We start from the raw sequence: 20,134 nt of genomic DNA, 5'->3' as shown, positions 1-20,134 counted from the left end.
GGCGGGGCCACGGACCGTGGGGTGAAAGGGGCGTCGCCGGTTCAGACACCGGCCGGCGTACGCGCCTCGGTATCGGCATCGACCACGACCTCGGCCGGCACGACGGCGGCCGGCTTCCCTGCGGCCTTCCGCCCCGGCAGCAGGGCGGCCGCCACCGCGCCCACGCCGACCACGGCGGCGCCGACCCACAGCGCGGGCGCGAGGCCGTCCACGAAGTACTGGGCGGGCCCGTAGCCGCCCTGCGCGGAGAACACCGAGGCGAGGATCGCGATGCCGAGGGCGCCGCCGACCTCGCGCAGGGCGTTGTTGGCGCCGGACGCGATGCCCTGCTCGGACGGGCGGACGCTGGACATCACCAGGTTCGCGGCGGGGGCGAAGTACAGCGCCATGCCGATCCCGCTGATGATCAGGGCGGGCAGCTGGGCCGCGTACGACACGTCGGGCTCCACGACGGCGGCGAACCAGGCGAGGCCGATGGCCTGCAGCGCGAGGCCCGCGGTGACCACCGGGCGGCCACCGATCCGGTCCGAGAGATAGCCCGCGATGGGCGCGACGATCATCGGCATACCGGTCCAGGGGAGCATCCGCAGGCCCGCCTCGGTGGGCGAGTAGCCGACGACGATCTGCAGGAACTGGCTGAGCAGGAAGATCGAGCCGAACATTCCTACGAACATCAGCAGGCTCGCGGCGTTGATAGCGGCGAACGCACGGTTGCGGAAGAGCCGCATCGGCAGCATCGGGTTCTTGGCGCGGAGTCCGTGGCGCACGAAGAGGGCCAGGAGTACACCGCCGCCGATCAGGCCGGTGAGCACGGTCGCACTGGTCCAGCCGTCGATGTTGCCGCGGATAAGCCCGTACACGATGCCGAAGAGCCCGCCGCTGGCCAGCAGCGTTCCGGTGATGTCGAGCGGTGCGCCCGTGCCGTACGACTCGGAGAGGCGTAGCCGGGCCAGCGGCAGCAGCGCGATGCCGAGCGGGACGTTCAGCCAGAAGATCCACTGCCAGGACACGTGCTCGGTGAGACTGCCGCCGATGAGCGGACCGCTGGCGACCGCGAGGCCGTTGACCGCGCCCCAGATCCCGTACATCATCCCGCGCTTGGCCGCCGGAACGGCCGCCGTGAGCAGAGTCAGCGTCAACGGCATCATGATCGCGGCGCCGACGCCCTGGACCGCGCGGGCGGCGACCAGCGCCTCGATGCCGGGTGCGAGGGCCGCGGCGGCGGAGGCCCCGGTGAAGATCGCGAGGCCGGTGATGAAGAGCTTGCGACGCCCGAAGCGGTCGCCGAGGGCCGCGCCGAACATCAGCAGCACGGCGAAGGTGAGGGTGTAGGCGCTCACCGTCCATTCGAGGTCGTGCATCTCTCCCCCGAAGTCCTCGCGGATGGCGGGCAGAGCCGTGGTGACGACCAGATTGTCGAGTGCCGCCATGAATCCGGCGACGCTGGTGATGGCGAGGGCCCAGCCTGCTCCCCCGCGCCGTGCTGCCTGCTGTGACATTGCTTCCCCTATGGTTAGTTATTGATGACTAACTTGCGTGGCGTAAAAGAACGCGCCCCCCCTGACACGCACGACTCACTTCTTGGGCTGCGCCGAATCGTAGAAGCCGGTCCACACCCGGTGGTCGGGCTGAAATCCCATCGACACCAGGACGTTGATCAACATCCCGTACGCGAGAAATTGCGTCGTCTCGTTGACGTCCGCCCCCAGCGCGAGGTGGGCCGTGTCGAACATCTCCATCCAGCCGGCCCGCAACTCCTCGCCGAACTCCCTGTCACCGGACGCCTCCGCGGAGGCGATGGCCACGTACGTCTGCATCTGCATGAGCAGCATGTCCGGGTCGTCGGCGATGAGCGCCTGATAGGCCCGGCCCATGGAGTGCAGGGCCTCCTGCCCCTCAAGCCCCTCGGCCGCCTTCCGGAAGACCTCATTGACCTCCTCGAGGCACCGCCTGGAGGCGGCGAGGAAGATCGCTTCCTTCCCCGGGAAGAGACGGAAGAGATACGGCTGCGAGACGCCCACCCGCTTGGCGATCACCTCGGTGGACGTGCCGTTGTAGCCGCCGCGGGCGAACTCGATCATCGCCGCGCGAATGACGCTCTCGCGCCGCTCCTCTGCACTCATCCTGACCATGCGACAAAGTTAGTGGCCAATCACTACCTAAGTCAAGAGGGCGGCCGGGAAGCGGACAAATGCGTACGGGCAAGGGGCACCCGCCCGCCCATGGCCGATGCGCACAGGTAAGGGGCACCCGCCATGACGGATGCCCCTTACCTCTTCATGCCGTACGCAAGATCAGGATGCCGTACGCAAGATCAGGCGAGCTGGACCACGGCGCGGGACATGCCAAGCACCTTCTGGTCGCCGCTCTTCGCCACCAGGTCCACCCGGACCCGGTTGTCGTCGAGCTTCACGGCGACCTTGGCGCTGACCTCGATCAGCGCGCCCTTGTCGTCGTTCGGGACCACGACGGGCTTGGTGAAGCGCACGCCGTACTCGACGACGGCGGCCGGGTCGCCCGTCCAGTCCGTCACCACACGGATCGCCTCGGCCATGGTGAACATGCCGTGCGCGATGACGTCGGGAAGGCCGACCTCCACCGCGAACTTCTCGTTCCAGTGGATCGGATTGAAGTCACCGGAGGCGCCCGCGTACCGCACGAGTGTGGCCCGTGTCACGGGGAAGCTCTGGGGCGTCAGCTCGGTACCGACCTCGACGCTTTCGTACGAAATCTTGGCGGTCATCGACTCACGCTCCCTCTGCCGCAGGTGCGGCCGCGGGCTCTGCCGCGGGGTCCGCCGCACGCGCGACGAGCTTGGTCCAGGCGGTCACGACGTGCTCGCCGGCCTCGTCGTGGACCTCGCCGCGGATGTCCAGGATGTCGTTGCCCGCCAGCGATTTGATGGCCTCGATGGTCGAGGTGACCGTGAGCCGGTCCCCCGCACGCACCGGGCGGGTGTACGCGAACTTCTGGTCCCCGTGCACCACGCGGCTGTAGTCGAGCCCCAACTGCGGGTCCTCGATGACCTGGCCCGCGGCCTTGAAAGAGATGGCGAACACAAAGGTCGGCGGGGCGATCACATCGGGGTGCCCGAACGCCTTGGCGGCCTCCGCGTCGGTGTACGCGGGATTGGTGTCGCCCACTGCCTCGGCGAATTCACGGATCTTCTCCCGGCCGACCTCATAGGGATCGGTGGGCGGGTAGGACCGCCCCACGAAGGACTGGTCGAGCGCCATGGACTCGGTACCTCCTGCAGGTATGGGTGAACAACGACGCGAGGCCGCCCCCGAAAAACGGGGACGGCCTCGTGTACGAGCCTGTGTCTAGCGCGTTTCGCGGTGCGCAGTGTGCGCGTTGCAGCGCGGGCAGTGCTTCTTCATCTCAAGACGGTCCGGGTCGTTACGCCGGTTCTTCTTGGTGATGTAGTTCCGCTCCTTGCACTCCACGCAGGCCAGCGTGATCTTCGGGCGGACGTCTGTGGCAGCCACGTGAGTGCTCCTTGACGGACGGATGGACGGATGAACGCAAAAAAATAGTAGCCGATCGAAGGTCCGACCCCACAATCGGCTACCAAATCAGTAGCGGTGACCGGACTTGAACCGGTGACACAGCGATTATGAGCCGCTTGCTCTACCGACTGAGCTACACCGCTGCAGATGCCGGATCCCCCCGCCCGAAGGCGAGGATCAACCAACATCAGAGCCCCAATGCGGAATCGAACCGCAGACCTTCTCCTTACCATGGAGACGCTCTACCGACTGAGCTATTGGGGCGAGCGATGAAGACATTACACGGTCGGTCGCCGATCGCCCAAATCCGTTTCGCCAGGGCTGTCCGGGGGCAGTTCGGCAGCCGTCCCGACCGCCTCACCACGTCACTTCGGCGCCTCGCACCACACCGGTTCGGCCCCTCGCGCCGTGCTGGGTCCGGCCTGTCGCGGCGTATCGATTCGGCCTCTCGCACCACTCCGGTCGGAACCCCGGAGCCCTGACCGTTCCGGAGCCCGCACGTCGCCTGACGTGGTCCCGCGTCTCGCCTGTTCAGGCCCCGCACCACGCCGGTACGACTATTTCGCTCCTCCTCGAAGAGGGCCGGTCGTCGCCCTAGGCTCGACCCACTCTGCGTGATCTTGGACGTCGTGGTCCCGGACGCCTCCGCCCGGGACGCCTCCGCCTCGGACGACGCCACGCCCCGCAGCCGCCCCCGAACCTCAGGAGCGCGATGCCCGACAGCCAGCCGCAGCAGCCCCACTCCTCCGGTTCTTCCGGCTCCTCCGGCTCCTCCGGCTCCTCGGGTGACGACGCCGACGCCACCTCGCTGCTCCTGTGCGGCGCCCGGCTGACCGACGGCCGGACCGTGGACGTGCGGCTCGGCTCCGGGCGCATCGAAGCGGTCGGCACTGCGGGCAGCCTGACCGCGCACTCCGCGCGCGTGGACCTCGACGGCTACCTCCTGCTGCCGGCCGCGGCGGAACCGCACGCGCACAGTGACACGGCCCTGTCCGCGGACGCGGGGGGCCCGGTCTCGTACGAACTCGCCGACGTCCAGCGCAGGGCCACCGAGGCCGCCCTGCTGCAGCTCGGGCACGGCGCCACGGCGCTGCGCTCGCACGTACGGATCGGCGACGTACCGGGGCTCACGTCGATGGAGGCGGTGCTGCAGGCGCGGCGCTCGCTGCGCGGCCTGGTCGACCTGACGGCCGTGGCCGTACCGCGGCTGCTGACCGGCGCGGCCGGCGCAGACGGGCTCGCGATGCTGCGGGACGCGGTGAAGATGGGCGCCTCCGTAGTGGGCGGCTGCCCCGACCTCGACCCCGACCCCACCGGTTACGTGGAGGCGGTGCTCGAGGTCGCCGCCGAGCACGGCTGCCCCGTCGACCTGCACACGGACGGCAGTGATCCGGCGCGGCTCGGGCGGCTCGCGGCGATGGCGGGCGGGCTGCGGCCGGGGGTGACGATCGGGCCGTGCGGCGGGCTCGGACGGCTGCCGTCGGACGTGGCAGCCCGGACGGCGGAACAGCTTGCCGCGGCCGGCGTGACGGTGGCGTGCCTGCCGCAGGGCGGGTGCGGAAGCGTGGACCGGCGGGGCGCCGTGGCTCCGGTGCGGCTGCTGCGGGCGGCCGGTGTGCGGGTCGCCGCGGGCAGCGGGGCCATGCGGGACGTGTCGAACCCCGTGGGGCGCGGGGATCCGCTGGAGGCCGCCTATCTGCTGGCCTCGCGGTGCGGACTGCGCCCCCAGGAGGCGTACGGCACCGTGAGCGCGGCGGCGCGGGCCGCCATGGGGCTGCCGCAGGTGCGGGTGGAGGCAGGCTTCCCCGCCGAGTTGCTCGCGGTGCGGGGCGACCAGCTCGCGGGGGCGCTCTCGCTCGCGTACAGCCGCATCGTGGTGCACCGGGGGCGCGTGGTGGCACGGACGAGCGCGGTGCGGGAGTACTGCGACTCGGCAGCCGCCGTGGCCCTCGATCTGCCGCGGCAGGGCCGCTCGAAGGGGGCGGGGCCGGGCCGGGCGAAGGGGGCCGAACCGTCCTGAGGCCAGGCCGGTACGTACCGACGTGACTTCCCGGCGTGCACCCGTGTGCGCGGGGCGATCTTGCGGTGGCTGCCGTACGGTCGGAGACATGCGCATTGTCATCGCTGGTGGTCATGGTCAGATCGCGCTGCGGCTCGAGCGGTTGCTCGCCGCGCGGGGTGACGAAGTCGTCGGGCTCATCCGCAGGGACGGGCAGCAGGGCGACCTGCGGGCGGCGGGCGCCGAGGCGGCGCTGTGCGACCTGGAGTCGGCATCCGTCGACGAGGTCGCCGGGCTTCTGGAAGGCGCCGACGCGGCCGTCTTCGCGGCGGGCGCGGGTCCTGGCAGCGGGGCCGACCGCAAGAACACCGTGGACCGTGACGCCGCCGTGCTCTTCGCCGACGCGGCGGAGCGGGCCGGCGTGCGGCGCTATGTCGTCGTGTCCTCGATGGGCGCCGACCCCGCGCACGAGGGCGACGAGATCTTCGACGCCTACCTGCGGGCCAAGGGCGAGGCCGACGCCTCCGTACGCGGCCGCAAGTCCCTGGACTGGACGATCCTGCGCCCCGGCATGCTGACGGACGACGCGGGCACCGGCCTCGTGCGCCTGGAGGCGTCCACCGGACGCGGGCCGATCCCGCGTGACGACGTGGCGGCGGTACTCGCGGAACTCGTCGACTCGGCTGCGACGGCGGGCCTGACGCTGGAGCTGGTCAGCGGGTCGACGCCGGTGTCGGTGGCGGTCAAGTCGGTTGCGGGGAACTGAAGTCCGGTTCTGTCGGGTGAACGAGATCCGGTCCTGTCCGGTGAACTGACGTCCTCGCTGCGGCGAAGTCGGTCTCCTGAGGGATGTCCCGCGCGCGGGGCGGTGCTTGGCTTGAAGTGCTCGAGGTGCCGCCTACGTGAGGAACGCCATGCCTGCTTCCCATGTGCCCGCCGCTGTACCCGCCGCGCACGAAGCCCTCTTGCGGCAGATGTACGCCGTCTTCAGTACCGAAGTGCGCGACGCGTTCATCCCCCGCTCCCTGGCACCCGACGTGGACTGGCCGAACCTCCTGGACAACACCCGCGCCCGCGGCATCGCGGCGGTCCGCGCCTACTGGGCACGGCAGTTCGCGGTGATGCACCCGCTGGTGCACCTGGAGCGGCTGCGGCTCGACGACGACGGGCGTCGGGTCGTGGCGACCGTACGGCCGGGGCTGCGGGACGGGACGGGCGACCACTGGGCGCCCACGACGGTCGAGCACGTCTACACGTTCCGCGCCGACGGCCTGGTGAGCCGGATGGACGTACGCCAGCCGTAGCCCGCCTCACACACACCGGGTTGCTCCGGACGCCCTGGAGGGCCACGAGAGCGCCTCAGAACAGCGGGAGCTGGCCCGGGAAGTCCGGGACCGCGTAACCGTCCAGAGCGGGCTGTGCGGCGCCCAGCATGGCCTGCCTGCGCGAGCCCGGACAGGACACGAGGTCACCGCTGCCGCGCTGCCCCGGCGGATCGTGGCGTGCAAAGCGCCCCGCGACGACCGCAATTTCACGACGGCACTCGGGGCAGTTCCTGCGGCGCGATGACGTGGAGGGCGCTGACGACATGGACGACATGATCTCAGCGTACGAAAAGACCCCCTCCGCCTTGCGTTTCCGCAAGACCGGAGAGGGTCTCCTTCGTGTGGCGGCGCCAGGATTCGAACCTGGGAAGGCTGAGCCGGCAGATTTACAGTCTGCTCCCTTTGGCCGCTCGGGCACACCGCCTGGGTTGCTGCCTGGAGACGGCCCGCTCTCGCGGCGCTCCGTGGCAACGACGTAAACGATACCCGATACGCAGGGGTGCTTCGCCACCCGATTGATCAGCGCCCGGCGCGGGGGCGGTGGCTAGGCTTTGCGGATGCGGCCAGGGACCGAAGGCCGTGCACCAGCTGAGTACGCAGACCCCGATACAAGGAGCCACAGGACATGGCCGACTCCAGTTTCGACATCGTCTCGAAGGTCGAGCGGCAGGAGGTCGACAACGCCCTCAACCAGGCCGCCAAGGAGATCTCGCAGCGCTACGACTTCAAGGGCACGGGTGCCTCGATCGCCTGGTCCGGCGAGAAGATCCTGATGGAGGCGAACGGCGAGGAGCGGGTCAAGGCGATCCTCGACATCTTCCAGTCCAAGTTGATCAAGCGCGGCATCTCTCTGAAGTCGCTGGACGCGGGTGAGCCGCAGCTGTCCGGCAAGGAGTACAAGATCTTCGCCTCGATCGAGGAGGGCATCTCCCAGGAGAACGCCAAGAAGGTTGCCAAGATCATCCGCGATGAGGGCCCGAAGGGCGTCAAGGCGCAGGTCCAGGGCGACGAGCTGCGGGTCAGCTCGAAGAGCCGCGACGACCTGCAGGCCGTACAGGCGCTGCTCAAGGGGCAGGACTTCGACTTCGCGGTGCAGTTCGTGAACTACCGGTGATTGGCAGCAAGTACCAGTAGAACGCCGGAGGGCGGGCACCCGGGTCGGGTGCCCGCCCTTGCTGCTGGCTGCAGATCGGGGGATCGGCGCCTCAAGCGGCGCGTGTGGCCTCAGGTGGCGCCTGTGGCCTCAGCGGCGCGAGTGGCCGAAGAGGATGCGGTAGGCGACGAGCAGGACGAGCGAGCCGCCGATCGCCGCCGCCCAGGTCGCTCCGTCGTAGATGTCGTTGGCTATCGGGCGGTCGAAGTAGCGGGCGGAGAGCCAGCCGCCGATGAAGGCGCCTGCGATGCCGATGACGGTCGTGCCGATGAATCCGCCCGGGTCGCGGCCGGGCAGCAGGACCTTGGCCACGACACCGGCGAGCAGCCCAAGAACGATCCAGCTGATGATGCCCATGCGGTGAACCTGCCCCTCTGTCGTGCTGTTGTCCTGAAGGACGTTACGAGAGCGGGGCGCGGTTGCGGTGATCGGCAAGGTGCGGTGTATGCCACAGCCGGGGCCACGGGGCGCGGTGACCGTGTCAGCGCGCCGCGCAGGGACGGGTGGTCGGGTCGGCGCGCCGCACCAGGACGGGCGGTCGGGTCAGCGCGCCGCGCCAGAACGGGCAGTCGGGTCAGCGCGCCGCGAACGGCTGGTCCGTGCGCACGATTTCGCGGCCGAGCGGCAGCAACGACACCGGGATCAGCTTGAAGTTGGCGATCCCCAGCGGGATGCCGATGATCGTGACGCACAGGAGGAAGCCGGTGACGATGTGGCCGATCGCGAGCCACCAGCCGCCGAGGATCAGCCACAGGACGTTGCCGATGCAGGACGGCGCGCCCGCGTCGCGGCGCTCAACCGTCGTGTAGCCGAAGGGCCACAGGGCATAGCGGCCGATCCGGAAGCTGGCGAGTCCGAACGGGATGCCGATGATCGTGATGCACAGGAGCACCCCGGCCAGGAGATAGCCGAGGAACATCCAGAAGCCGCAGAGGACTAGCCATATGACGTTGAGAATTGTCTTCACTGGTTACGACCTGCCATCTGCTCGAGCCGGGCAATGCGCTCCGCCATCGGCGGGTGCGTGGAAAACATTTTGGACATGCCCTGCCCCGGACGGAAAGGGTTCGCAATCATCATGTGACTTGCCGTCTCGAGGCGTGGCTCGGGCGGCAGCGGGAGCTGTTTCGTACCGGCGTCGAGCTTGCGCAGGGCGCTCGCGAGGGCCAGTGGGTCCCCCGTGAGCTGCGCGCCGGACGCGTCTGCCTCGTACTCCCTGGAGCGGCTGATCGCGAGTTGGATGACGGAGGCGGCCAGCGGGCCCAGGAGCATGATCAGGAGCATGCCGAAGATGCCGGGGCCGTCGTTGTCGTTCGACCTGCCGACGGGGATCAGCCAGGCGAAGTTGACCAGGAACATGATCACCGAGGCGAGTGCGCCCGCGACCGACGAGATCAGGATGTCGCGGTTGTAGACATGGCTGAGCTCGTGGCCGATGACGCCCCGCAGCTCGCGCTCGTCCAGGAGACGCAGGATGCCGTCGGTGCAGCACACCGCCGCGTTGCGCGGGTTGCGGCCCGTCGCGAACGCGTTCGGTGCCTCGGTGGGCGAGATATAGAGGCGGGGCATGGGCTGGCGGGCCTGGGTCGAGAGCTCGCGGACCATGCGGTACAGCTGTGGTGCCTCGAATTCGCTCACCGGGCGCGCGCGCATGGCGCGCAGGGCGAGCTTGTCGCTGTTCCAGTACGCGTACGCATTGGTGCCGAGCGCCACGAAAAGCGCGACGATCAAGCCCGTACGTCCGAAGAAACTGCCGATGACGAGGATGAGAGCGGACAGTCCCCCGAGGAGTACGGCGGTCTTCAGCCCGTTGTGCCGGCGGTGCACGGTACGCCCTCCTGTGGTGCGTGGGGGAACCCTCTGTCTACTGGTGCTTCCACTCTTCAGTGGACCCTCCCGTACTGGTCAACGCCAGGCGGGGAGCACTAGTTCCCTTGTGCGCGCAGGAGCGGTACCGAAGCCGTGTGGGCCGCTCGGGTGATGCCGGGGGCGGACCCCGGGCGGTCCCGCGTAGAAGGAGTCCCGTCAGAACAGGCCGGTGTCGGAGAACCTCAGGACCAGTTGCGGCGCTCCGGAGAGCGCGATGCCGAGGACCGCGGTCAGGGCGATGGCCGCCGTCAGGGGTGCCGGGACGCGGTGCTTGACCGGCTCGCCCTCGGGGGCGCGGAACAGCAGCGCGGTCCACTGGAGGTAGTAGAAGAGCGCGATCACCACGTTCACGGCCATCACCACGGCGAGCCAGCCCAGGCCGGCGTCGACCGCCGCCGAGAAGACGGTGACCTTCGCGAAGAGGCCGATGATGCCCGGCGGCAGACCCGCCAGGCAGAGCAGGAAGAAGCCGAGCACCAGGGCGGCGAGGGGGCTCCTGGCGTACAGGCCGCGGTAGTCGCTGACGCGGTTCAGGCGCTGCGTCCGGCCCACGAGCGCGGCGACGGCGAAGGCTCCGAGGTTCACGGCCGCGTACATCAGGGCGTACGCGATGGTGGACCCGACGGCCTTCTCCGCCTCCGCGGGGTTGTCGGCGTATCCGGCGGCCGCGATCGGCACCAGGAGGTATCCCGCCTGGCCGACCGAGGACCAGGCGAGCAGGCGTACCGCGCTGTACGCGCGCGTGGCCTGCTGGCGCAGTGCGGCCACGTTGCCCGCCGTCATGGTGAGGGCGGCGAGCACGGCGAGTGCCGGGCCCCACACGTCCGCGTACGAGGGGAAGGCGACGACGGTGACGAGGATCAGGCCGGTGAAGCCGACCGCCTTGCCGACCACGGAGAGGTACGCGGCGACCGGCAGCGGCGCGCCCACGTAGGTGTCCGGCACCCAGAAGTGGAACGGCACCGCGGCCACCTTGAAGGCGAAGCCGACGAGGGTGAGGGCGACGCCGGCCTGAGCGAGCGTGTCCAGCTGCGGGTCGACGTGCCGCAGCCCCTCGGCGATCTCCGTGAGGTGCAGGGTGCCGGTCGCCGCGTACACGAAGCTGACGCCCATCAGCGTCACGGCGGTCGCGGTGACGGAGGAGAGGAAGAACTTCAGGGCCGCTTCGGAGGAGCGCTTGTCGCCGTGCCTGAGGCCGACGAGCGCGAAGGCGGGCAGCGAGGCGACTTCGAGGGCGACGACGAGGGTGGCCAGGTCGCGCGAGGCGGGCAGCAGCGCGGCTCCCGCGGCGGAGGAGAGCAGCAGAAACCAGAACTCCCCTTCGGGGAGTTCCTTCTCCGTGCCGTTCGCGTCCTTGAGGGCGGTCATCGAGAGCAGCGCGGCCAGCAGGGCGCCGCCGAGGACGAGCAGCTGGATGACGAGCGTGAAGCGGTCGGCGGTGTAGCTGCAGGCGTTCGCGCCGCCGGTCAGGCAGAACGTCGAGCGGTCGTCGTCCAGGATCGGCAGCAGGAAGAGCGCGGCAACGGCGAGGCCCGCCACGGAGATCCAGCCGAGCAGCGCCTTCTTCTTGTCGCCCACGAAGAGGTCGGCGACGAGTACGAGGAGACCGACGACCGCCACGATGGTGGGCGGAGCGATCGCGAGCCAGTCGACGGTCTGTACGACGCCGGCGGCGCTTTCGGCGGCCACGGTCACGACTTGCCTCCTGAGAGGAGCTGCTGCACGGCCGGGTCGGTGAGGCCGAGCAGAGCGGCGGGCCAGAGTCCGGCGAGGACGGTGAGGGCGACGAGCGGGGTCCAGGCGGCGAACTCGTAGCCCTGGACGTCGGCGAGCGCCGGGGTTTCGGTCTTGGCGGCGCCCTGGTCCAGCGGGCCCATGCAGACGCGGCGTACGACGATGAGCATGTACGCGGCGGTGAGCAGGGTGCCGACGGCGGCGATCGCCATGAAGGTGAGGAAGGCCGGGCGGCTGAGGCCGTCGGCGGGCTTGAACGCGCCGAACAGGGCGAGCATCTCGCCCCAGAACCCGGCGAGGCCCGGCAGGCCGAGCGAGGCGACGGCGCCGAAGGCGAGGAGGCCGCCGAGGCGGGGGGCCTTGCCGTAGAGCGCGGCGCCCGATTCCTGCGCGAGGGTGTCGAGGTCGCTGGTGCCGGTGCGGTCCTTCAGCGCGCCGACGAGGAAGAACAGCAGGCCGGTGATGAGGCCGTGCGCGATGTTGGCGAACAGCGCGCCGTTCACGCCGGTGGGGCTCATCGTCGAGATGCCGAGGAGCACGAAGCCCATGTGGCCCACGGACGAGTACGCGATGAGGCGCTTGAGGTCGCCCTTCGCGCCCTGCTTGGCGAGGGCGAGGCAGGCGAGCGAACCGTAGATGATCCCGACGACCGCGAAGGCCGCGAGGTACGGCGCGAAGGTGTGCATCCCGTCGGGCGTGACCGGCAGCAGGATCCGGACGAAGCCGTACGTGCCCATCTTCAGCAGCACGCCGGCCAGCAGGACCGAGCCGACGGTGGGCGCGGCGGTGTGCGCGTCCGGCAGCCAGCTGTGCAGCGGCCACATCGGCGTCTTGACCGCGAGGCCGATTCCGACCGCCAGAACGGCGATGACCTGCACGGACGTGCTCAGTCTTGAGCCGTTGTCAGTGGCGAGTGCCACCATGTCGAATGTGCCGGAATTCAGGCCGATGAGGAGGAGACCGAGCAGCATCACGACGGAGCCGAGCAGGGTGAAAAGGATGAACTTCCAGGCCGCCTGCGTGCGTTCGGCGCCGCCCCAGCGTGCGATGAGGAAGTACATCGGGATGAGGACCATCTCGAACGCCAGGAAGAACAGCAGCAGATCGAGGACGGCGAAGGTCGCGAGGGTGCCGGACTCGAGCACGAGGATCAGTGCCACAAATGCCTTGGGGGACGGCCCGGTCGGCATTTTGAAGTAGGAGTACAGCGCGCAGAGGAAGGTCAGGAGCGCGGTCAGGACCAGGAGGGGGAGCGAGATGCCGTCGATGCCGAGGTGGATGCGCACGTCGAGTGCGGGGATCCAGCTGATATCGGTCGTGGCCTGCATCTTTGACGGGTGGTCATGGTCGAAGCCGAGCGCGAGGACGATCGCGGCGATGAGGATCGCGCCGGTCACGACCACGCCGTGGCGCAGCACCGCCTGGTCGGGTGACTTTCCCTTCAGTCCGGGCGGGGCGGGCAGGAGGGCTGCCACGGCGCCGATGAGCGGGCCGACCACGATCAACGCCAGAAGAAGCTGCATCACGGATTCACTGATATCGATCACGGCTGCTCACGCTCCGGCGGTGGCGACGAGGACGGCGGCGACAGCCAGGACGACGGTGCCTGCGAGCAGCGCGCTCAGGTAGGTCTGCACGTTGCCGGTCTGCGCGCGGCGGACGGCCGCGCCGACCCAGCGGGGTGCGGTGCCCGCGCCGCGTACGTAGGTGTCGACGACCTCGCGGTCGAGGAACCGGACGAGACGCGCGGCGGCCTGTACGGGGCGTACGAACAGGGCGGCGTAGACGGCGTCGAGGTGGAAGCCGACGGCGGCGTGCCGGTGCAGCGGGCCGAGCAGGAGGCGGCCGGGGTCGGCCGGGTCGTGGGCGGCGGCCACGTCTCCGTAGGCGGGGGTGTGCGTGGCGATGGCCTCGGCCTCGACCTGGCCTCCGTCGGCTCCGGCGTCGACGGCGACCGCGCCCATCGGGTGGCGGACGGCGAGGGCCGTGGTGTGGCGCCACGCGCCGTACGTGACGAGCCCGCCGACGAGGGCGAATCCCGTGCCGAGTACGGAGGTGGTGAGGGTCGGGGTGAGCGAGTGGCCGTCGAACCAGTCCGGCAGGACGCCGACGGTGAGGCCGAAGGCGAGTGAGGGGACGGCGAGCACCCAGAGCACGGCGGTCATCGTGACGGGCTGGCGACCGTGGTCCGGGGCTTCGGGGCCCTGGCCGTTGAAGGCGAGGAGCCACAGGCGCGTCGCGTAGGCGGCGGTGAGGAGGGCGGTCAGCAGACCGGCGATCAGGACGATCCAGCCCGCCGCGGTGGGGGCGGTCTCGGAGTGACCGGTGGCCGCGTGCTCGGCGGCGCCCAGGACGGCTTCCTTGGAGAAGAAGCCGCTGAAGGGCGGGATCGCGGCGAGCGCGAGGAGCGCCACGGTCATCGTCCAGAAGGCGTCGGGGACCCGGTCGCGCAGACCCTTCATACGGGACATCGCGGCGAGGGAGTTGGTGCCGGCGGCGTGGATGATCACGCCCGCGCCGAGGAAGAGGAGCGCCTTGAAGGCGCCGTGCGACAGGAGGTGGAAGACGGCGGCACCGCGGTCGCCGACGGCGAGGGCGCCGGTCAGATAGCCGAGCTGGCCGATCGTCGAGTAGGCGAGGACGCGCTTGATGTCGTCCTGGGCGAGCGCGGCGAGTGCCGAGCCCGCCATCGTGACGGCGGCCATGACGGCGAGGACGACCAGGGCTGCCGACGAAGCGGCGAAGACCGGGAGGAGCCGGGCCACGAAGTAGACACCGGCGGCGACCATCGTCGCGGCGTGGATGAGCGCGGAGACGGGGGTCGGGCCCGCCATCGCGTCCGGCAGCCAGGTGTGCAGCGGGAACTGCGCGGACTTGCCCGCCACGCCGGCCAGGAGCAGCAGGGCGATCAGCGTCGGGTGGTCGAGGCCGCCGCCCGCGACCGTCCCCAGGACGGTCGTGATGCGGAACGACCCGGCGTCGACGGCGAGCGCGAACAGACCGATCAGGAAGGGGACGTCGCCGAGCTTGGTGACCAGGAAGGCCTTGAGGGAGGCCGCGCGGGCTTCGGGCGTCTCCCAGTAGTGGCCGACGAGGAAGTACGAGCAGATGCCCATGATCTCCCAGCCGACCAGGAGCACCATCAGGTCGCCGGAGTAGACGACGAGCAGCATCGCGGAGGTGAAGAGGGAGACGAGAGCGGCGTACGAGGGGTAGCGCGGGTCGTCGCGCAGGTAGCCCGTCGAGTAGATCTGCACGCAGGAGGCGACGACGCCGACCAGGACGGCGACCAGGGCGGCGAAGCCGTCGATGTGCAGGGCGAGTTCGACGGGGACCGAGCCGGTCGGGGTGAGCTCGGTGGCGGAGTCGATGTCGGCGCCGCCGCCGTGCCGGGCGGCGACCAGGACGGCGAGGACCAGCGCCGCCAGGGTGGGCAGTACCGCGAGGGGGCGTACGAGACCGGGGACGGTGCGGCCGAGCAGCAGACCGGCGACCGCGCCGAGGAACGGCAGGAGGGGGACGAGTACGGCGAGGGTGGTCGTGGTCACGCGGTGGCCTCAGCCTTCTGCGACTTCTGTGACTTCTGTGCCGAGGCGTCCGGGGTGGGCTCTTCGGTGGCCGCGCCCTCGGCGTCGTCATCGGGGTCGTCGGGGCCCTCGGCGGTGTCGCGGAGTTCGTCGACTGCGGAGGAGCCGCGGTTGCGGTAGACCGCCAGGACGATCGCGAGGCCGATGCCGATCTCCGCGGCGGCGATGGCGATGGTGAACAGGGTCAGGGCCTGGCCGGAGTGGAGGGCGTCGCGGAGCCAGACGTCGAAGGCGACCAGGTTGAGGTTGACGGCGTTGAGCATGAGCTCGACGGACATCAGGACCAGGATCGCGTTGCGCCGGGCGAGCACTCCGTACAGGCCCACGCAGAAGAGGAGGGCGGCCAGGACGGCGGGATAGGCGAGGTGCATCAGCGCTGCTCCTTGTCACTGGGGGCAGCGGCGGTGGGGCTGTCGCCGGGGGTGTCGTTCAGGCGGGTCATGCGGGCGTTCCTGCGGGAGAGGACGATCGCGCCGACCAGGGCGGCCAGGAGCAGCACCGAGAGGGCCTCGAAGGGCAGCACCCAGTGCCGGAAGAGGAACTGACCGGTCACGCCGGTGGAGCCCTGGGCCTCGTCGGCGGCGCGGTCGAGGTCGATCCAGGTGGTCCGGAAGGCGTCGACGACCACCCAGACCAGGGAGCCCGCCGCGAGGACGGCCACCGCGAGCGCGACCGGGCGGTTGCCCGAATCGGCGTCCGGGGAGCGGCCGATGGGGGCCCGCGTCAGCATCAGACCGAAGAGAAGGAGGACGACGACGGAGCCGACGTAGATGAGGACCTGTACCCAGGCGATGAACTCGGCGGTGAGCAGGAGGTACTCGACCGCCAGGCCGCCGAGCGTCGCCACGAGCCACAGGGCGGCGTGCACCAGCTGCTTGGTGGTGACGGTGACGATCGCCGAGCCGAGGGTGACGAGGCCGACCAGAAGGAAGGCGATCTCGACTCCCGTCGGGGAGAGGAAGCCTTGGGGGGCGTCGGCCGCCAGTGAGGTGGCGTCGGCTGCGAGGTTCACGCGGATCCCTCCGGTCCGGCTGCTTCGGCTTCCTGGGCCGCGGCCAGCTTCTCCGCCGCCTTGCGGGCGGTGACGATCTCCTTGGGGTCCTCGGCCGCGGGGTCCAGGGCGGGCGGGGCCGGGACCGTCCACATCCAGTCGCGGAGTTTGTCGCGCTCGTGGGTGAGTTCGTGGATGTCGGTCTCGGCGTACTCGAACTCCGGGGACCAGAACAGTGCGTCGAAGGGGCAGACCTCGATGCAGATACCGCAGTACATGCAGAGGGAGAAGTCGATGGCGAAGCGGTCGAGGACGTTGCGGCTGCGCTCGCGGCCGCCCTCGACGGCCGGCGGGACAGTCTCCTTGTGGGAGTCGATGTAGATGCACCAGTCCGGGCACTCGCGGGCGCAGAGCATGCAGACCGTGCAGTTCTCCTCGAAGAGCCCGATGACGCCGCGGGTGCGGGGCGGGAGTTCGGGCTCGTGCTCCGGGTACTGCTCGGTGACGGTCTTCTTCGTCATCGTGCGGAGGGTGACGGCGAGGCCCTTGGCCAGGCCGCTGCCAGGGATCGGAGGCATTAGTTGATCGCCACCTTCACGATTCCGGTGAGCGCGATCTGCGCGAGGGCGAGCGGGACGAGGAGGGTCCAGGAGAGCTTCTGGAGCTGGTCCTCGCGGAGACGGGGGTAACTGACGCGGAGCCAGATCACGACGAAGGCGAGGAGGCCGGTCTTCAGGAGGGTCCAGACCCAGCCGAGGCCGTCCGCGCCCCAGGGGCCGTGCCAGCCGCCGAGGAAGAGGACGGTGGTGAGGCCGCAGAGGACGACGATTCCGGCGTACTCGGCGAGGAGGAAGAGGGCGAAGCGCAGGCCCGTGTACTCGGTGTACGCGCCGAAGATGATCTCCGAGTCGGCGACCGGCATGTCGAAGGGCGGGCGCTGGAGTTCGGCGAGGCCCGCGACGAAGAAGACGAGGGCGCCGACGATCTGCCAGGGCAGCCACCACCACTCGAAGGCGTTGAGGATGCCGGGCAGCGATACCGTCCCGGCCGCCATCGCCACCGAGGCCGCGGCGAGCAGCATCGGGAGTTCGTACGCCAGGAGCTGGGCGGCGGTGCGCAGGCCGCCGAGGAGGGAGAACTTGTTGGCGCTGGCCCAGCCCGCCATGAGCGAGCCGAGTACGCCCACGCCCATCACCGCGAGCACGAAGAAGATGCCGGCGTCGACGAGTTGGCCGACGGCGCCTTCGCTCGGGCCGATGGGGATGGCGACCAGGACGAGGAGGTAGGGCAGCAGGGCGACGGCGGGGGCGAGCTGGAAGATGCGGCGGTCGGCCTCGGCCGGTACGACGTCCTCCTTCTGCGCGAACTTGACTCCGTCGGCGACGAGCTGGGCCCAGCCGTGGAAGCCGCCCGCGTACATGGGGCCGAGGCGGCCCTGCATGTGGGCCATCACCTTGTGCTCGGTCTGGCCGATGACCAGGGGCAGTACGAGGAAGACGGCGAAGACGATGAGGAGACGCAGGGCGACGTCGAGCACGTCGGTCACTCCGAGCCTCCTGAGCGGTCGTCGCCGGTGGGGTCGGGCTTGGCGGGGTTGGGCTTGGATGGGTCCGGCGTGGCGGGGTCGGGCTTGTCCGCTGCTGGCCTGTCCGCTTCGGGCGCCTCGGTGGTACCGGCGTCCGTGTCCTTGACGTCCTTGGCGTTCTTGGCGTTCTTGGCGTCCTCGGCGTCGAACGCCGGGCGTGCCTGGTGCCATGGGGCGTCGGAACTGGCAGCGGGGGTCACAGGCTTCGGCTCGGGTGCCGGAGCGGCCTCGGGCTCGGGTGCCGAAGCAGCCTCGGGTTCGGGCTTCGGCTCAGGCGGTGTCTCCGTTGCCGGAACAGGCTCCGGCGCCGTTCGCTGCGATGCCGAGCCCTGGCTCACACTGCGCGAGCGGCGCGGGGTCCGGGCCGGAGCCTCCGGCTGCGCACCCGCCGCCTGACCGGCACCCGCCGCCTGACCGGCAGCCTCCACCGAAGCGGCACCCGCCACCTGACCGGCAGCCTCCACCGGAGCGGCGCCCTCCGCCGGAGCAGCAGCCGCCTGGCTGGTCGAGCCCTCGCCCGCCGTGCGTGCCCGGCGTACGGGGCGGTCGCCTGCTGCGCGGGCGGCGCCGCGGGCCGGGCGGGCCGGGGCCGCGGGGAGTTGGCCCTTCAGGGGGCCCCATTCGTTCGGGTCGGGTACGCCCGGCGGCAGCATCTGGCGGCGCTTGGGGCCGCCGTGCTCCGACTCCCCCGGCTCCTTCGCGCCGGGCCACGCCTTCGCGACCCGCGCTGCCAGCACGAAGTCCTTGCGCAGCGGGTGGCCCTCGAAGGTGTCCGGCAGGAGCAGGGGTACCAGGTTCGGGTGGTCGGCGAAATCGACGCCGAACATCTCGTGTGTCTCGCGCTCGTGCCATGCCGCGCCCGCGTAGACGCCGATCGCGGTCGGCAGGACAGGGGCGTCGTGCGGAACCGTCGTACGGATGAGGAGGCGGCGTACCGGAGAGAGGGCGACGACGTGGGCCGAGACGTAAAAGCCCGTGCCCGGTTCGTCGACGGCGCTCAGCCAGTCGAAGTAGGTGCAGGTCAGCGTCGTGCGCGCGGTTTCGAGCGCCGCGATCCACGAGCTCGGCGGGACGTCGACCGTCAGGAGGTCGTACGACTCGTCCGCCGTAGCCTCCGTACCGAAGAGCTCCTCGACGGGGCTCGGCAGCCAGCCGGTCATGCCTTCCCCTCCCCCGTCACGACCTCGCCCGTCACGACCTCGCCCGGCACGACCTCGCCCCGCACCGGCGGCTTCACGAGCCCGCTCTGCAGAGCCGCCGCCGAAGGCCGGTTGCCGTTGCCCTTGCCGTTGCCGTTGCCGTTGCCGCCCGCACTGCCGTTCCCGCTGCCCCGGCCGTACCGCTCGCCCAGCGACTCCGCCGCGATCTTCTCCTGCAGCTTGAGAATGCCCTGGAGCAGCGCTTCGGGGCGGGGCGGGCAGCCGGGCACGTACACGTCGACCGGAATGATCTGGTCGACGCCCTTGGTCACCGCGTAGGAATCCCAGTACGGGCCGCCGCAGTTGGAGCAGGCGCCGAAGGAGATGACGTACTTCGGCTCGGGCATCTGCTCGTACAGGCGCTTCACGGCCGGGGCCATCTTGTCCGTGACCGTGCCGGAGACGACCATCAGGTCCGCCTGGCGCGGACCCGGCGCGAACGGGATCACGCCGAGCCGGATGAAGTCGTGCCGGGCCATGGAAGCGGCGATGAATTCGATGGCGCAACAGGCGAGGCCGAAGTTGAAGACCCACAAGGAATACCGGCGGCCCCAGTTGAGGACCACCTTCATCGGCTCGGGGGCCAGCCGCGACAGCACGCCGAGCTTCTGGGGCTCGGGCGTGGAGAGCACGGTCGGCTCGGGCAAGAGCACAGGCTCCGGGGTCACGTCCATGTGAGGACGCCCTTCTTGTATGCGTACAGCAGGCCCACGGTCAGGAAGCCGAGGAAGATGAACATCTCCACCAGCGTCGTCGCACCGTAGCCGGGCGCGGCGAAGACCGTCGCCCATGGAAAGAGGAAGATCGAGTCGACGGCGAAGATGACGTAGAGGAACGCGTAGACGTAGTAGCGGACCTGGGTGTGGGCCCAGCCGTCGCCGACCGGGTCGACGCCGCACTCGTACGTCAGGAGCTTTTCGGGTGTCGGCACCACGGGCCGCAGCAGCCGCCCCGCGCCGAAGGCGACGGCGACGAACAGCACGCCGACGACGGCGAGCAGTCCGACGACGGAGTACGACTGGTAGTAGCTCGCCGCGACGTTCGTCACGTGCACGTCAGCCCCTCACTCCCTGACACACTCCCTGACCGCCTCTGACACTCATCACTGTTCGACGATCTGTACGCACGGGAGTCTAGGGCCTGCTAAAGGCGAGGTAAGCAGAGCGTCACGCATCGGCAAGGA

At 70.2% G+C, this 20,134-nt stretch carries 23 protein-coding genes and 3 tRNA genes; 4 read left to right on the top strand and 22 right to left on the bottom strand.

Annotated features, from left to right (window positions below; genetic code table 11):
• Positions 1–41: 41 nt before the first annotated feature.
• The 7 genes from ACWFR3_RS34600 to ACWFR3_RS34570 all read right to left on the bottom strand — a co-directional run bounded on the left by ACWFR3_RS34600 (position 42) and on the right by ACWFR3_RS34570 (position 3,773).
• On the bottom strand, positions 42–1,499 hold the full coding sequence (locus ACWFR3_RS34600) for a DHA2 family efflux MFS transporter permease subunit (protein ID WP_453738642.1): 1,458 nt from the start codon (positions 1,497–1,499) through the stop codon (positions 42–44).
• 75 nt (positions 1,500–1,574) lie between these two features.
• The gene (locus tag ACWFR3_RS34595; RefSeq protein ID WP_453738641.1) at positions 1,575–2,132 is read right to left on the bottom strand and encodes a TetR/AcrR family transcriptional regulator; all 558 of its coding nucleotides are present in this window, start codon (positions 2,130–2,132) and stop codon (positions 1,575–1,577) included.
• Between the two features lie 182 nt (positions 2,133–2,314).
• Positions 2,315–2,743 carry a MaoC family dehydratase gene (locus tag ACWFR3_RS34590; RefSeq protein ID WP_453738640.1) on the bottom strand — a complete coding sequence of 143 codons (429 nt, stop codon included), beginning with the start codon at positions 2,741–2,743 and terminating at the stop codon, positions 2,315–2,317.
• Positions 2,744–2,747: 4 nt separating this feature from the next.
• Positions 2,748–3,236 (bottom strand): FAS1-like dehydratase domain-containing protein, encoded by a 489-nt coding sequence (locus ACWFR3_RS34585; RefSeq protein ID WP_453738639.1) that lies wholly within the window; start codon positions 3,234–3,236, stop codon positions 2,748–2,750.
• Positions 3,237–3,323: 87 nt separating this feature from the next.
• Positions 3,324–3,488: a 50S ribosomal protein L33 gene (rpmG, locus tag ACWFR3_RS34580; RefSeq protein ID WP_004571794.1), complete on the bottom strand. Its 165-nt coding sequence runs from the start codon at positions 3,486–3,488 to the stop codon at positions 3,324–3,326.
• 91 nt (positions 3,489–3,579) lie between these two features.
• A tRNA-Met gene (locus tag ACWFR3_RS34575) sits at positions 3,580–3,652 on the bottom strand.
• Between the two features lie 48 nt (positions 3,653–3,700).
• A tRNA-Thr gene (locus ACWFR3_RS34570) sits at positions 3,701–3,773 on the bottom strand.
• Positions 3,774–4,221: 448 nt separating this feature from the next.
• Here ACWFR3_RS34570 and ACWFR3_RS34565 point away from each other — a divergent pair.
• The 3 genes from ACWFR3_RS34565 to ACWFR3_RS34555 all read left to right on the top strand — a co-directional run bounded on the left by ACWFR3_RS34565 (position 4,222) and on the right by ACWFR3_RS34555 (position 6,812).
• Positions 4,222–5,529: an amidohydrolase family protein gene (locus ACWFR3_RS34565; RefSeq protein ID WP_453738638.1), complete on the top strand. Its 1,308-nt coding sequence runs from the start codon at positions 4,222–4,224 to the stop codon at positions 5,527–5,529.
• 88 nt (positions 5,530–5,617) lie between these two features.
• The gene (locus ACWFR3_RS34560; RefSeq protein ID WP_453738637.1) at positions 5,618–6,274 is read left to right on the top strand and encodes an NAD(P)H-binding protein; all 657 of its coding nucleotides are present in this window, start codon (positions 5,618–5,620) and stop codon (positions 6,272–6,274) included.
• A 148-nt stretch (positions 6,275–6,422) separates the two neighbouring features.
• Positions 6,423–6,812: a nuclear transport factor 2 family protein gene (locus ACWFR3_RS34555; RefSeq protein WP_453738636.1), complete on the top strand. Its 390-nt coding sequence runs from the start codon at positions 6,423–6,425 to the stop codon at positions 6,810–6,812.
• A 55-nt stretch (positions 6,813–6,867) separates the two neighbouring features.
• Here the strand turns inward: ACWFR3_RS34555 and ACWFR3_RS34550 are convergent, their stop codons facing one another.
• Both ACWFR3_RS34550 and ACWFR3_RS34545 read right to left on the bottom strand, forming a co-directional pair.
• Positions 6,868–7,107, bottom strand: a complete 240-nt coding sequence (locus tag ACWFR3_RS34550; protein ID WP_453738635.1) for a hypothetical protein — start codon at positions 7,105–7,107, stop codon at positions 6,868–6,870.
• Positions 7,108–7,175: 68 nt separating this feature from the next.
• Positions 7,176–7,257 (bottom strand) — tRNA-Tyr (locus tag ACWFR3_RS34545).
• Positions 7,258–7,458: 201 nt separating this feature from the next.
• Between ACWFR3_RS34545 and ACWFR3_RS34540 the strand changes: the two genes are divergently transcribed.
• Complete coding sequence (locus ACWFR3_RS34540) at positions 7,459–7,947, top strand: YajQ family cyclic di-GMP-binding protein (RefSeq protein ID WP_055564526.1); 489 nt, start codon at positions 7,459–7,461, stop codon at positions 7,945–7,947.
• A 129-nt stretch (positions 7,948–8,076) separates the two neighbouring features.
• On the opposite strand, the gene ACWFR3_RS34535 is transcribed toward ACWFR3_RS34540, so the two are convergent.
• The 13 genes from ACWFR3_RS34535 to ACWFR3_RS34475 form a co-directional block, all read right to left on the bottom strand.
• Positions 8,077–8,343, bottom strand: a complete 267-nt coding sequence (locus tag ACWFR3_RS34535) for a GlsB/YeaQ/YmgE family stress response membrane protein (RefSeq protein WP_453738634.1) — start codon at positions 8,341–8,343, stop codon at positions 8,077–8,079.
• Between the two features lie 217 nt (positions 8,344–8,560).
• Positions 8,561–8,953, bottom strand: a complete 393-nt coding sequence (locus ACWFR3_RS34530) for a YccF domain-containing protein (protein WP_361182413.1) — start codon at positions 8,951–8,953, stop codon at positions 8,561–8,563.
• A complete protein-coding gene (gene htpX / locus ACWFR3_RS34525; protein WP_453738633.1) occupies positions 8,950–9,813 on the bottom strand; it encodes a zinc metalloprotease HtpX in 864 nt (287 codons plus the stop codon). The genes ACWFR3_RS34530 and htpX overlap by 4 nt, the downstream gene beginning before the upstream one ends.
• Positions 9,814–10,011: 198 nt before the next feature.
• Positions 10,012–11,550 (bottom strand): NADH-quinone oxidoreductase subunit N, encoded by a 1,539-nt coding sequence (locus tag ACWFR3_RS34520; RefSeq protein ID WP_453738632.1) that lies wholly within the window; start codon positions 11,548–11,550, stop codon positions 10,012–10,014.
• A complete protein-coding gene (locus ACWFR3_RS34515) occupies positions 11,547–13,136 on the bottom strand; it encodes a complex I subunit 4 family protein (RefSeq protein WP_453738631.1) in 1,590 nt (529 codons plus the stop codon). The genes ACWFR3_RS34520 and ACWFR3_RS34515 overlap by 4 nt, the downstream gene beginning before the upstream one ends.
• Before the next feature lie 6 nt (positions 13,137–13,142).
• Positions 13,143–15,137: an NADH-quinone oxidoreductase subunit 5 family protein gene (locus ACWFR3_RS34510; RefSeq protein WP_453738630.1), complete on the bottom strand. Its 1,995-nt coding sequence runs from the start codon at positions 15,135–15,137 to the stop codon at positions 13,143–13,145.
• A complete protein-coding gene (gene nuoK / locus ACWFR3_RS34505) occupies positions 15,134–15,547 on the bottom strand; it encodes an NADH-quinone oxidoreductase subunit NuoK (RefSeq protein WP_453738629.1) in 414 nt (137 codons plus the stop codon). The genes ACWFR3_RS34510 and nuoK overlap by 4 nt, the downstream gene beginning before the upstream one ends.
• A complete protein-coding gene (locus ACWFR3_RS34500; RefSeq protein ID WP_453738628.1) occupies positions 15,547–16,188 on the bottom strand; it encodes an NADH-quinone oxidoreductase subunit J family protein in 642 nt (213 codons plus the stop codon). The genes nuoK and ACWFR3_RS34500 overlap by 1 nt, the downstream gene beginning before the upstream one ends.
• Positions 16,185–16,745, bottom strand: coding sequence for a NuoI/complex I 23 kDa subunit family protein (locus ACWFR3_RS34495; protein ID WP_453738627.1), 561 nt, complete (start codon positions 16,743–16,745; stop codon positions 16,185–16,187). The genes ACWFR3_RS34500 and ACWFR3_RS34495 overlap by 4 nt, the downstream gene beginning before the upstream one ends.
• The gene (locus ACWFR3_RS34490) at positions 16,745–17,713 is read right to left on the bottom strand and encodes a complex I subunit 1/NuoH family protein (RefSeq protein WP_453738626.1); all 969 of its coding nucleotides are present in this window, start codon (positions 17,711–17,713) and stop codon (positions 16,745–16,747) included. The genes ACWFR3_RS34495 and ACWFR3_RS34490 overlap by 1 nt, the downstream gene beginning before the upstream one ends.
• Entirely contained in the window at positions 17,710–18,912 is a 1,203-nt protein-coding gene (locus ACWFR3_RS34485) for an NADH-quinone oxidoreductase subunit C (RefSeq protein ID WP_453738625.1), read from the bottom strand. The genes ACWFR3_RS34490 and ACWFR3_RS34485 overlap by 4 nt, the downstream gene beginning before the upstream one ends.
• Positions 18,909–19,625 (bottom strand): NADH-quinone oxidoreductase subunit B, encoded by a 717-nt coding sequence (locus tag ACWFR3_RS34480; RefSeq protein WP_453738624.1) that lies wholly within the window; start codon positions 19,623–19,625, stop codon positions 18,909–18,911. The genes ACWFR3_RS34485 and ACWFR3_RS34480 overlap by 4 nt, the downstream gene beginning before the upstream one ends.
• Complete coding sequence (locus tag ACWFR3_RS34475) at positions 19,616–20,005, bottom strand: NADH-quinone oxidoreductase subunit A (protein ID WP_361182433.1); 390 nt, start codon at positions 20,003–20,005, stop codon at positions 19,616–19,618. The genes ACWFR3_RS34480 and ACWFR3_RS34475 overlap by 10 nt, the downstream gene beginning before the upstream one ends.
• Positions 20,006–20,134 lie beyond the last annotated feature (129 nt).

Source organism: Streptomyces sp. NPDC055189 (assembly GCF_053606765.1).
The sequence above is the reverse complement of the archived record's forward strand: the minus strand, read 5'-3'. Positions and strand labels throughout refer to the sequence as shown.

Coding starts and splice junctions, on each gene's coding strand:
- ACWFR3_RS34600 (WP_453738642.1), bottom strand. CDS start 1,499: ATGTCACAGCAGGCAGCACGGCGCGGGGGAGCAGGCTGGGCCCTCGCC.
- ACWFR3_RS34595 (WP_453738641.1), bottom strand. CDS start 2,132: ATGGTCAGGATGAGTGCAGAGGAGCGGCGCGAGAGCGTCATTCGCGCG.
- ACWFR3_RS34590 (WP_453738640.1), bottom strand. CDS start 2,743: ATGACCGCCAAGATTTCGTACGAAAGCGTCGAGGTCGGTACCGAGCTG.
- ACWFR3_RS34585 (WP_453738639.1), bottom strand. CDS start 3,236: ATGGCGCTCGACCAGTCCTTCGTGGGGCGGTCCTACCCGCCCACCGAT.
- ACWFR3_RS34565 (WP_453738638.1), top strand. CDS start 4,222: ATGCCCGACAGCCAGCCGCAGCAGCCCCACTCCTCCGGTTCTTCCGGC.
- ACWFR3_RS34560 (WP_453738637.1), top strand. CDS start 5,618: ATGCGCATTGTCATCGCTGGTGGTCATGGTCAGATCGCGCTGCGGCTC.
- ACWFR3_RS34555 (WP_453738636.1), top strand. CDS start 6,423: ATGCCTGCTTCCCATGTGCCCGCCGCTGTACCCGCCGCGCACGAAGCC.
- ACWFR3_RS34550 (WP_453738635.1), bottom strand. CDS start 7,107: ATGTCGTCCATGTCGTCAGCGCCCTCCACGTCATCGCGCCGCAGGAAC.
- ACWFR3_RS34540 (WP_055564526.1), top strand. CDS start 7,459: ATGGCCGACTCCAGTTTCGACATCGTCTCGAAGGTCGAGCGGCAGGAG.
- ACWFR3_RS34535 (WP_453738634.1), bottom strand. CDS start 8,343: ATGGGCATCATCAGCTGGATCGTTCTTGGGCTGCTCGCCGGTGTCGTG.
- nuoK (WP_453738629.1), bottom strand. CDS start 15,547: ATGCACCTCGCCTATCCCGCCGTCCTGGCCGCCCTCCTCTTCTGCGTG.
- ACWFR3_RS34495 (WP_453738627.1), bottom strand. CDS start 16,745: ATGCCTCCGATCCCTGGCAGCGGCCTGGCCAAGGGCCTCGCCGTCACC.
- ACWFR3_RS34485 (WP_453738625.1), bottom strand. CDS start 18,912: ATGACCGGCTGGCTGCCGAGCCCCGTCGAGGAGCTCTTCGGTACGGAG.
- ACWFR3_RS34480 (WP_453738624.1), bottom strand. CDS start 19,625: ATGGACGTGACCCCGGAGCCTGTGCTCTTGCCCGAGCCGACCGTGCTC.